This is a genomic window from Brevundimonas sp. NPDC058933, assembly GCF_049315965.1.
GTDB lineage: Bacteria > Pseudomonadota > Alphaproteobacteria > Caulobacterales > Caulobacteraceae > Brevundimonas.
In genome coordinates, this window is the sequence record NZ_JBMOSL010000003.1 from 158,935 (window position 1) to 168,896 (window position 9,962).

Genomic DNA, 9,962 nt, shown 5'->3' on the forward strand with positions numbered 1-9,962 from the left:
CAGGCTGGTCAGCATTCCGAGCCTCCACCGGCGGCCCCTATCTCTGCAACCGCGAGCCTGGATCGGGCGCCGATCCTCATCACGGCCAGGTCGAACCCTTCTTTCCCAGGGGCCTGGCAGGACCGACAGTTGCGCGGCGCCTGGGTGAGTTCGCGTCGGTAGCGGCCGGTCTTCCGTCTTTCGCGCCATCCGGCGCGGCCTCTCGATGTGGCGGATCTGACCGGGACCGGTCGGCTGGCGCAACCGTCGGACCGACCTTCTTCCCCGGCCTGCGGCCTTCCTCGCGAAACAAGAAAGTCGCTCCCTCCGGTCCTCCGCTGCGCTGCGGGGTCTCGCGCGCTCGCCCTGCGCGCCTTCCGGCCCCGGTCTCCCGATCGCCATCGAGGCGGCGGCAGGCGTGGCCCGAAGCAAAGGAGAGACTGACATGGCCGCTATTGGAACCTTCATCGCCCAGGGCGACGGCTACACCGGTTCGATCAAGACCTTGAATCTCAATGTGAAATCGGCAGCGTTCCGGCCGAACGAGAAGAGCGACGACAAGGCCCCGGACTATCGGATTTTCGCGGGGACCACGGAGTTCGGCGCGGCCTGGAAAAAGACCAGCCAGCAGAACCGCGACTACCTCTCGGTCAAGCTGGACGATCCGAGCTTCCCGGCGCCGATCTACGCCTCGCTGGTCGAGAGCGACGAGGGGCACAGCCTCATCTGGTCGCGCAACTGAGAGCCCGGCGGCGGCGCCAGGGGCGCCGCCGCCTTCCCCTTCAGACCGTTTTCAAGGAGGCCGCCATGTCGCGCCCCACCGCTTCCGTTCGCCCCGATCCCCATGCCGAGATCACCGCCCTCATCCTCGCCGACCTCGAGGCCGGCGTCCGACCCTGGGCCCGTCCGTGGACAAACCAGAGCGCCGTCTCCCGCCCGCTGCGGCATGACGGACGGCCCTATCACGGGGTCAACGTCCTGACCCTCTGGGTTCGGGCCGCCCGCTGCGGCTACGCCCGCCCCGTCTGGATGACCTTCCGTCAGGCCCTGGCGCTCGGCGGTGCCGTTCGAAAAGGCGAAAAGGGCGCCCCCGTCGTCTACGCCGCTCCCATTGCGGCGGCCGATGACAGGGACGATCAGCCGGAAGGGCGGCGCGGGGGAAGCTTCCTCAAGCGCTACACCGTCTTCAATCTGGATCAGATCGAAGGTCTGGACGACCGCTATCCGCAGCCGGCCCGCCCCGACGTCGCCGATCGGATCGATCATGCGGAGCGCTACTTCGCTGCGACCGGCGCCGATATCCGGGCGGGCGGCGACACCGCCTGCTACCGTCCGGACGCCGACACGGTGCAGATGCCGACCTTCGAGGCCTTCCATGACCCGGAAGCCTACTACGCCGTTCTGGCCCATGAACTGGTCCACTGGACGGGCCATCCTTCTCGCCTGGATCGCGATCTCACTCTCGGCCGTTTCGACGAGGAGGCCTATGCCCGCGAGGAACTGGTGGCCGAACTCGGCGCCGCCTTCGTCTGCGCGGACCTCGGCCTGACCCTCGAACCCCGTCCTGATCACGCCGCCTACATCGCCTCCTGGCTGCGTGTGTTGCGCAACGATACCCGCTTCATTGTCGCCGCCGCCGCTCATGCGGAACGCGCCGCCAAGTTCCTGGCCGACAAACAGCCGCCGCCCTGATGTGAACGTCCTGACGTAGAGGGCGTGATGACGCGCGGGCATCGTCTGATGCCCGCGCGCCGACTGCCGCAAACGCCGGTTTGGCGAAATCCTTGGCCTGTCCCGCCGCCGACCGCCGACGGCGTTCCAGCCTCGCAAGGATTGCCGCCATGCACGACGCCCAGACCCCGATGCCGCCGCGCTATCTCCGCACAGCCGAGGCCGCGCGGCATCTCGGCCTGTCCGGCCGCACGCTCGAGAAGCACCGCTGCTACGGCACCGGTCCCCTCTATCGGAAGATCGGCGGACGCGTCGTCTACGCCGTCGGCGATCTCCAGGCCTGGGCGGACCGCGGCGTCAAATCCTCGACCACGGACCCGGGCCACGACAGGATTTCGCCCGCGCGCCGTCCGGATCGGGACCCCGCGCTATGATCGGCCGGGACGACGAGGGCGCTCCGCCGCCGCCCTATCTGGCCTACCACCGCGATCCTGTGGTGGTGGCCGAGACGCCGCCGCTGTCCGCCGATCAACTGACCTGGGTCGAACTCGTCTTCGACCCGGGACGCACGGAGCGCTGGATCCGCTTCGGTCAGGCGGTCGACCAGCGCATCGTCTCGCGACGGAACCGTTTCGTCGCCTTTCGGCCCGGCGCCGTCTTCGCCTATGTGCGCTGGGCCGCCAACGCCTACGGCACGGTCGTATCACGCCTCGACATCCTCCAGGCGGCCGATCCATCCCGCGACCGGATCGCCATCCCCTGCGTCGTTCCCGGCGCTGTCAGCCTGCTTCGGTTGAACGGCTGGCCGCGGGTTCGCCGCGCCCTCGACCTGATTGACGCCGTCGAGACCGGCGGCTTCGAACCGGGCGAGGTCGCTCCCGACTACTGGCGCCACGTCCACGCCCGGTTGGCGGTCAGCCTGCCGCCCCTGGCCTATACCGCCGAGCGCCACCGAGCCTTTCGTCTGCGCCAGCAGGTCTCGTCATGAAGCGGGCTGTCGTGCTGGGATGGGCCGGCCTGGCGCTCGCCGCCCTCGCGCTTGGCCCGGTCGCGGCCCGCGCGCCGCGCCTGATCTGGAACGCCTCCGCGAGCCTCCCGATCGGCCTCTACCGGCTCGAACCGACGCGCGCGGCCGCCGTAGGCGAACTTGTCGCCTATCGTCCAGCGCCGGAGTTGTCGCGGGCGTTCGCGGCGCGCGGCTATCTGCCGGACGGCGTCCCGCTCCTGAAGCCGGTCGCGGCGACCCCGCCTTCCGTGGTCTGTCGCCAGGGACTCCGGATTGTCATCGACGGCCGGACGGTCGCCATGGCGCTGGAGAAGGACCGCGCCGGACGCCTGCTGCCGCGCTGGAGCGGATGCATCACCCTGGGTCCGGAGGCTGTTTTCCTGCTCGCGCCTGACGTCCACGACGCGCTCGACGGCCGTTATTTCGGTCCGGTCGATCGCAGGGATTTGCTCGGCCGCATCGTGCCCATCCGCATCCGGGAGGGTCGCGGATGAGCGTGCTGTCCTTCCCTAGAAGGCGCGCGAGGTGGGCGGCGGCGCTGGCCCTGGCGCTCGCCCCGACCAGCTTTCCGTGCGTCTCGGTCGCGCTTCCGGCGGCGTCTGAACCGCGCGAGCAAGCCCTTGCCAGACGCGCGATCGATGACCTGATCACGGAGGCGGCGCGTCGTTTCGGCCTGCCGCCACACTGGATCCGGGCGGTCATGAAGCAGGAGAGCGGCTTCAATCCTCGCGCTAGGTCGCGCGTGGGCGCCATGGGTCTGATGCAGGTGATGCCCGCCACCTATGCGGAACTGCGGCGCCGGCACGGCCTCGGCGCGGACGCCTACGACCCCCGCGACAACATCCTGGCCGGCGCCGCCTATCTGCGCGAACTGCACGACCGGTTCGGCCTGGAGGGCATGTTGCCGGCCTATAACGCCGGGCCGCGACGTTACCTGCAGCATAGAGATGAAGGGCGGCCCCTGCCTCTGGAGACCCGCGACTATATCGCCAGGATCGGGCTTCTGGACACGACGGCGGCGTCGCCTGTCGGCCCCCGGATCGTGGCGGTCGCGCCGGTTGATCCGCAACGGGCGCCGCTCTTCCCGGACATGCCGCAGTCTCCCGGTTCCGGGGTTTCCGGGCTCTTCGCAGTGCTGGCGCCTGCCGCCAGCTCAGATCCGGTTTCGCCGTGATGAGCCTTCCTAGAGACGTGCAGGAGGGAGGGCAGGATAAAAGCCGCAAGGTACGGCGGGGGTGGGGGAGGAATTTTACGCGTCATCTCAAGGGACTGTCGCAAGGCGCAATTCCACTGCCTACCTTGCGTATTTGGCTATCGTACGGAAATGGCGACGATTTTCGCGCCTTTATCCGCCTGTCATGACCCGTGACGACGATTTTCGGGTCCGACCCGGGCGGATACGCCCCGCGTCGGGGCCGAGTGTCGACACGGCGCTGCGCCAGGTCAGGGTCGCTGTCGCCCGAGCCGGCGGTCCCTCCCAACATGGCGTCGGCAAGGGAGGCGCTCGTCCCAGCACCTTCGGGCGGGGAAGGGCGGCGCTGATCCGCAGTGTGCGTGTGGGCGGGTCTCGCCGGTCTGTCGTCGTCAAGGCGCGGGTGGTGCGCCGAAGCGCTGAAGGCCTGGCCGCGCACATCGGCTATCTCCAACGCGACGGCGTGACCCGCGACGGCGAAGCGGGGCGGCTCTTCGACGCCCGGAGCGACATGGTCGACGCCTCAGCCTTCGCGGAGCGCGCCCAGGATGATCGCCATCATTTCCGCTTCATCGTCTCGCTGGAAGACGCGGGCGAACTCGCGGACTTTCGCGCCTATGCCCGCGATCTCATGGCCGACGTCCAGAGGGATCTGGCCGCGCCGCTCGACTGGGTCGCGGTCGACCACTGGAACACCGCCCATCCGCACCTCCACATCGTCCTCCGCGGACGGCTTGAAGACGGCGCCGACCTGGTCATCAGTCGGGACTATATCAGCCAGGGTATCCGAGCGCGCGCCGAGGCCCTGGCGGAGTTGGAACTGGGCCCGCCGAGCCCGCGTGAACGCGCGGCCGTTCTTATGCGGGACGCAGAGGCCCAGGGCTGGACCCGCCTCGATCGCACGCTGGAGCGGTTGGCGAACGGCGAAGGCCGTGTCGATCTGCGCCCGGCGAAGGACTTCGGCGATCCGGTCGGCGCCCTGGCCCTGGTCCGCCGGCTCCGGACGCTCGAACGTCTCGGCCTGGCGGAACCGGCAGGGCCCGGCCGATGGCGGCTCGAGAATGGGCTCGGGGAGCGGCTACGTGGGATCGCCCGCGAGACCGAAGTGGCAGGCCGTCTGGAGGCGGCGGTGAAGGCCCATAAGCTCGCCCGGGCTCCGGAACAGAGGGCGACCTCGGCCTTGTCCGAGGTCGTCGTCGGACGGGTCCTCGCCCGGGGGCAGGACGATGAACTGCGCGGCACGGGGTTCGCCGTCATCGACGGGCTGGATGGTCGGGTCCATCACATCACCCTTGCGGACGCCGGCGCGCCCGAGCCCAGGGTCGACGCCATCGTGCGCGCCAGTCCGCCGTCGCGCGGCGCCCATCCGATGACGGTGACGGTGTCCGATCTCGTCTTGACCGGCCAGATCACGGCCAGGGGCGCGACCTGGCTGGACCGCCGCCTGCTGGATCCAAACACCTTGCCCGGGTGCGGCGGCTTCGCTGACGAGGTCGCTGTCGCCTGCCAAGCGCGCATTGATCATCTGGCCGCTGAGGGCCTGGCCGAACGGCGCGGCGCCGGCGTGCGACTCGCGCCCGGCCTGCTGGAAACGCTGAAGACCCGGGAGATCGCCGCCGTCGCGGAGCGGCTCCGGAATGAGACCGGCCTCGTCTTCCGCCCGACAGCCGGGGGGGACGAGGTCTCGGGCGTCTATCGCCGCCGCCTGGACCTCGCCTCGGGACGGTTCGCCATGATCGACGACGGGGCGGGCTTCAGCCTCGTGCCCTGGCGGCCTCCACTTGGACGAAATCTCGGCCGGTCGGTCAGCGGACGCGCGGGCGCCCGGGGCGAGATCGAATGGCGTCCGCCGCGCGCCCTCGGCCGCTGAGCCCGTCATCAACACCTCTCCCTGAACTGGAGGCAGCATGTCCGCTGGAAAGATCCTCTGGGGCCAGATCAGCCTGGTCTTCGGTCTCATCCTCGCCGGCGTCTGGGGCGCGACCCAGTGGACCGCCTGGCGTCTCGCCTATCAGCCGGCGCTCGGCGCGCCCTGGTTCGAGGTCCTTGGCCATTCGGTCTACGCCCCGCCGAGCCTCTTCTTCTGGTGGTTCGTCTATGACGCCTATGCGCCGAGCCTCTTCCTGGAGGGCGGCGCGATCGCGGCGGGTTCTGCGCTTGTCGCCATCGGAGTCTCCATCGCTATGGCGGTCTGGCGTTCGCGGGAGGCGGCGTCGGCGACGACCTACGGCACAGCGCGATGGGGCGACGCCCGCGACGCCCGCGCCGCCGGGTTGATGGGCGAGGACGGCGTGCTTCTGGGCGAGATGGACGGCCGGTATCTGCGCCACGACGGACCCGAGCATGTGCTGTGCTTTGCGCCGACCCGCTCGGGCAAGGGGGTCGGTCTGGTGGTGCCGACCCTCCTCACCTGGGGCGGCTCGGCGCTCGTCCACGACATCAAGGGCGAGAACTGGTCCCTGACCGCCGGATGGCGCGCCCGCTTCGGACCCGTCCTGATGTTCGATCCGACCGATGCGCAGAGCGCCGCCTACAACCCCTTGATGGAGGTGCGGCCAGGACCGCTCGAGGTGCGCGACGTCCAGAACATCGCCGACATTCTCGTCGACCCTGAAGGGGCGCTCGAACGCCGGAACCACTGGGAGAAGACCAGCCACGCTCTGCTGGTCGGGGCCATCCTCCATGTCCTGCACGCCGAGCCCGACAAGACCCTGGCCGGGGTGGCTACCTTCCTGTCGGATCCGGAACGCCCGATCGAAGCCACCCTTCGGCGCATGATGACGACGCCCCATCGCGACGGACGGCCTCATCCGGTGATCGCCGCCGCCGCCCGCGAACTGCTGAACAAGAGCGAGAATGAGCGGTCGGGCGTGCTCTCCACCGCGATGAGCTTTCTCGGCCTCTATCGCGACCCGATCATCGCGGCGGTGACCGGTCGTTGCGACTGGCGCATCGCCGACCTGGTCGACGGCGAACGGCCCGTCTCCCTCTATCTCGTGGTGCCGCCCTCGGACATCAGCCGCACCAAGCCGCTGATCCGTCTGATCCTGAACCAGATCGGCAGACGCCTGACCGAGGATCTCCAGGCGCGGGCAGGGCGGCGCCGCCTCCTCATGCTTCTCGACGAGTTCCCGGCGCTCGGTCGTCTCGACTTCTTCGAAACCGCCCTGGCCTTCATGGCGGGCTATGGGCTCAAGGCCTTCCTCATCGCCCAGAGCCTCAACCAGATCGAGAAGGCCTACGGGCCCAATAACGCCATCCTCGACAACTGCCATGTCCGGGTCGCCTTCGCGACCAATGACGAGCGCACCGCCAAGCGGATTTCCGAGACCCTGGGAACGGCGACCGAGCTGAGGGCGATGCGGAACTACGCTGGCCATCGGCTATCCCCCTGGCTCGGTCATCTCATGGTGTCGCGCCAGGAGACGGCTCGCCCCCTCCTGACACCCGGAGAGGTGATGCAACTGCCGTCGACCGACGCCCTGGTGCTGGCGTCGGGATGCGCGCCGCTGCGGGTGAAGAAGGCGCGCTACTATGCGGACGGTCGGCTCAAAGCGCGCGTGCTTCCTCCCCCGGCGTCGCGTGGCGCGATCCCGGGCGGCGCCGGTTTGATCTGGCCGACCGCTTCGGCCCCAGCCGCGGCAGAGCGATCAAAGCCGGGGGAGGTCGATGACGGCGGCCTGAGACAGGAACAGGATCCTGAAGCGCCCGACGTCATGGCGCCCACGACAGGCGTCGAAGATCCGTCGTGCGACCCTCTGGGTCCCGATATCGACGACGACGAGGGCTTCGCGGTTCTTCCGGACAACCTTGAAGCCCGAATGCGGCGCGTCGCCCGCCAGGCGGCGCTCGATCCTGACGACGGCATCGCCCTCTAGGCCGGCGCGATGAAGAAGCCCTTCCTCACCGTCTACCTCACACCGGAACTGCTCGACCTCCTGGTCGCCCACGCCAAGCGGCGCGGCGTGCCCAAGTCGACCGTAGCCGAGGCGGCCATCGCCACCTTTCTCACGCCGGACGCCGCCCAGCAGCAGGAGGCCGCGCTTGGGCGGCGGCTGGACAGGCTCAATCGCCATGCCGATCGGTTGGAACGAGATCTCGAAATCGCCGTCGAGATGCTGGCGCTTTTCGTGCGGACCTGGATGGCCGCGACGCCCTCCCTGCCGGACGCCGCGCAGGCGGCGGCGCGCGTGCGAGGACGGGATCGGTACGAGCGTTTCGTCGAAAACCTGGGGCGCCGGCTGGCGTCCGGCCGGTCGTTCACGCGCGAGCTGGCGTTCGAGCTCGAAGCCGCGACGCGGGACGATGTCGTCGACCGGGCGTCTGACGTCAGCCGCAGCGACATAGGCGGCGCGCAAGGCGAGAAACCGACGTCCTGACCTTCGACCTGATCGTCCTGGGGCGAGGCGATGAGATCGGTCATTCCGCCGATCGCCTGTCTTTCTACGCCTCAGCCCTACTACGCCCTCGGCCTTGTTGAACCCCCGCGCTTTGCGGTTCTCTTGTCGCTCCCGTCCGGATCGCCCGCCGATCCGTCCTCGCAGACGGGACCGCCATGAGCACGCAATCGCGCAGCCTGAAAATGCTCCGCACGGCCTTTGGCCCGGAGCTTCTGGCTGCCTTGTCGGACCCGGATGTGGTGGAGGTCATGCTCAATCCGGATGGCCGGGTCTGGCTGGATCGGTTGACGAGCGGGCTTGAACTGACGCCGCATCGCCTGGAGCCCGCCGAGGGCGAGCGGGTCGTCAGACTCGTGGCCCACCACGTCGGACAGGAGGTCGACGAGACCCGTCCCCGTATCTCGGCCGAACTGCCGGAAACCGGGGAGCGGTTCGAAGGCCTGCTGCCGCCCATTGTTCGCGCGCCGGCCTTCGCCATCCGCAAGCCGGCCGTCGCCGTCTTCACCCTCGACGACTATGTCGCCGCCGGGATCATGCTCGCCGGGCAGGCGCAAAGCCTGCGCGACGCCGTCGGTCAGCGCCGCAACATCCTCGTGGTCGGGGGAACCTCCAGCGGCAAGACGACCCTGGTCAACGCCCTGCTCGCCGAAATGGCGGGGAGCGACGACCGGATCATTCTCATCGAGGACATCCGCGAGCTGCAGTGTGCGGCGCCCAATACCATGGCCCTGCGCACCCGGGACGGGGCGGTGACCCTGACGGATCTGGTGCGCTCCGCCCTTCGCCTGCGCCCGGACCGCATCCCCATCGGGGAGGTTCGCGGCGCCGAGGCGCTGGATCTGGTGAAGGCCTGGGGCACCGGACATCCGGGCGGCGTCGGCACCCTCCACGCCGGCTCCGCGCACGGCGCGCTCCATCGGCTCGAGCAACTCATCCAGGAAGCGGTCCTCGTGCCGCCCCGCGCCCTCATCGCCGAGACCATCCATCTCGTCGCTGTCCTGGCCGGTCGAGGCGCCGAGAGGCGTCTGGTCGAACTCTCCGCCGTCGACGGCCTCGACGCCGACGGCCGGTATCGCCTTTCGCCCGTCCCCTCCTGACCCCTCCGACTTCATCTCCCTGGAGCACCGTCATGATCGCCAATCAACGCCGCCTCCATCCGGCCGTCCTGTTCGCGCTGGCCGCCGCCTGCGCTTCGCCCGCCCTGGCCGGCGGCTCCTCCATGCCCTGGGAGGCGCCGCTCCAGTCCATCCTCGAGTCGATCGAAGGGCCGGTGGCCAAGATCATCGCGGTGATGATCATCATCGTCACCGGCCTGACCCTAGCCTTCGGGGACACCTCAGGCGGCGCGCGTCGGCTGATCCAGATCGTCTTCGGTCTCTCCATCGCCTTTGCGGCCAGCTCCTTCTTCCTCAGCTTCTTTTCCTTCGGCGGCGGCGCGCTGATCTGATGGCTGACCCGATCCCCGAGGATTTCGTTGCGCCCCTTCACCGTGCCCTGGTGGAGCCGATCCTCCTGGCCGGCGCGCCGCGCGCGCTCGCCATCGTCAACGGCACCCTGGCCGCCGCCCTGGGTTTGGGCCTGCGGTTGTGGCTCGCAGGCGTGGCGGTCTGGATCGTCGGGCACGCCCTGGGCGTCCTCGCCGCGCGTCACGACCCGGACTTCGTCGAGGTCGCGCGTCGTCACCTGCGCCTTCCGACGCTTCTGGACGTCTGAT

At 69.4% G+C, this 9,962-nt stretch carries 12 protein-coding genes; all 12 read left to right on the forward strand.

What is annotated here, in order from left to right; translation table 11 throughout:
• Window positions 1-424: 424 nt before the first annotated feature.
• A complete protein-coding gene (locus ACOZBP_RS09010) occupies window positions 425-721 on the forward strand; it encodes a DUF736 domain-containing protein (protein ID WP_422676087.1) in 297 nt (98 codons plus the stop codon).
• A gap of 65 nt (window positions 722-786) precedes the next feature.
• Window positions 787-1,671, forward strand: coding sequence for an ArdC family protein (locus tag ACOZBP_RS09015; protein ID WP_422676088.1), 885 nt, complete (start codon window positions 787-789; stop codon window positions 1,669-1,671).
• 149 nt (window positions 1,672-1,820) lie between these two features.
• Entirely contained in the window at window positions 1,821-2,084 is a 264-nt protein-coding gene (locus ACOZBP_RS09020; RefSeq protein ID WP_422676089.1) for a helix-turn-helix transcriptional regulator, read from the forward strand.
• The gene (locus ACOZBP_RS09025) at window positions 2,081-2,638 is read left to right on the forward strand and encodes a DUF2840 domain-containing protein (RefSeq protein ID WP_422676090.1); all 558 of its coding nucleotides are present in this window, start codon (window positions 2,081-2,083) and stop codon (window positions 2,636-2,638) included. Before ACOZBP_RS09020 ends, ACOZBP_RS09025 begins: the two co-directional genes overlap by 4 nt.
• On the forward strand, window positions 2,635-3,150 hold the full coding sequence (locus tag ACOZBP_RS09030; RefSeq protein WP_422676091.1) for a S26 family signal peptidase: 516 nt from the start codon (window positions 2,635-2,637) through the stop codon (window positions 3,148-3,150). Before ACOZBP_RS09025 ends, ACOZBP_RS09030 begins: the two co-directional genes overlap by 4 nt.
• Window positions 3,147-3,830, forward strand: coding sequence for a lytic transglycosylase domain-containing protein (locus ACOZBP_RS09035; protein ID WP_422676092.1), 684 nt, complete (start codon window positions 3,147-3,149; stop codon window positions 3,828-3,830). Before ACOZBP_RS09030 ends, ACOZBP_RS09035 begins: the two co-directional genes overlap by 4 nt.
• Window positions 3,831-4,254: 424 nt before the next feature.
• On the forward strand, window positions 4,255-5,718 hold the full coding sequence (locus ACOZBP_RS09040) for a DUF3363 domain-containing protein (protein ID WP_422676093.1): 1,464 nt from the start codon (window positions 4,255-4,257) through the stop codon (window positions 5,716-5,718).
• Window positions 5,719-5,755: 37 nt separating this feature from the next.
• Window positions 5,756-7,726, forward strand: a complete 1,971-nt coding sequence (locus ACOZBP_RS09045; protein ID WP_422676094.1) for a conjugal transfer protein TraG — start codon at window positions 5,756-5,758, stop codon at window positions 7,724-7,726.
• A gap of 9 nt (window positions 7,727-7,735) precedes the next feature.
• Window positions 7,736-8,227 carry a CopG family transcriptional regulator gene (locus ACOZBP_RS09050; RefSeq protein WP_422676095.1) on the forward strand — a complete coding sequence of 164 codons (492 nt, stop codon included), beginning with the start codon at window positions 7,736-7,738 and terminating at the stop codon, window positions 8,225-8,227.
• Window positions 8,228-8,430: 203 nt separating this feature from the next.
• Window positions 8,431-9,345: a P-type conjugative transfer ATPase TrbB gene (trbB, locus tag ACOZBP_RS09055; RefSeq protein ID WP_422676212.1), complete on the forward strand. Its 915-nt coding sequence runs from the start codon at window positions 8,431-8,433 to the stop codon at window positions 9,343-9,345.
• A 32-nt stretch (window positions 9,346-9,377) separates the two neighbouring features.
• Window positions 9,378-9,695, forward strand: a complete 318-nt coding sequence (locus ACOZBP_RS09060) for a TrbC/VirB2 family protein (protein ID WP_422676096.1) — start codon at window positions 9,378-9,380, stop codon at window positions 9,693-9,695.
• A complete protein-coding gene (locus ACOZBP_RS09065) occupies window positions 9,695-9,961 on the forward strand; it encodes a VirB3 family type IV secretion system protein (protein WP_200168813.1) in 267 nt (88 codons plus the stop codon). The genes ACOZBP_RS09060 and ACOZBP_RS09065 overlap by 1 nt, the downstream gene beginning before the upstream one ends.
• Window position 9,962: the final 1 nt, after the last annotated feature.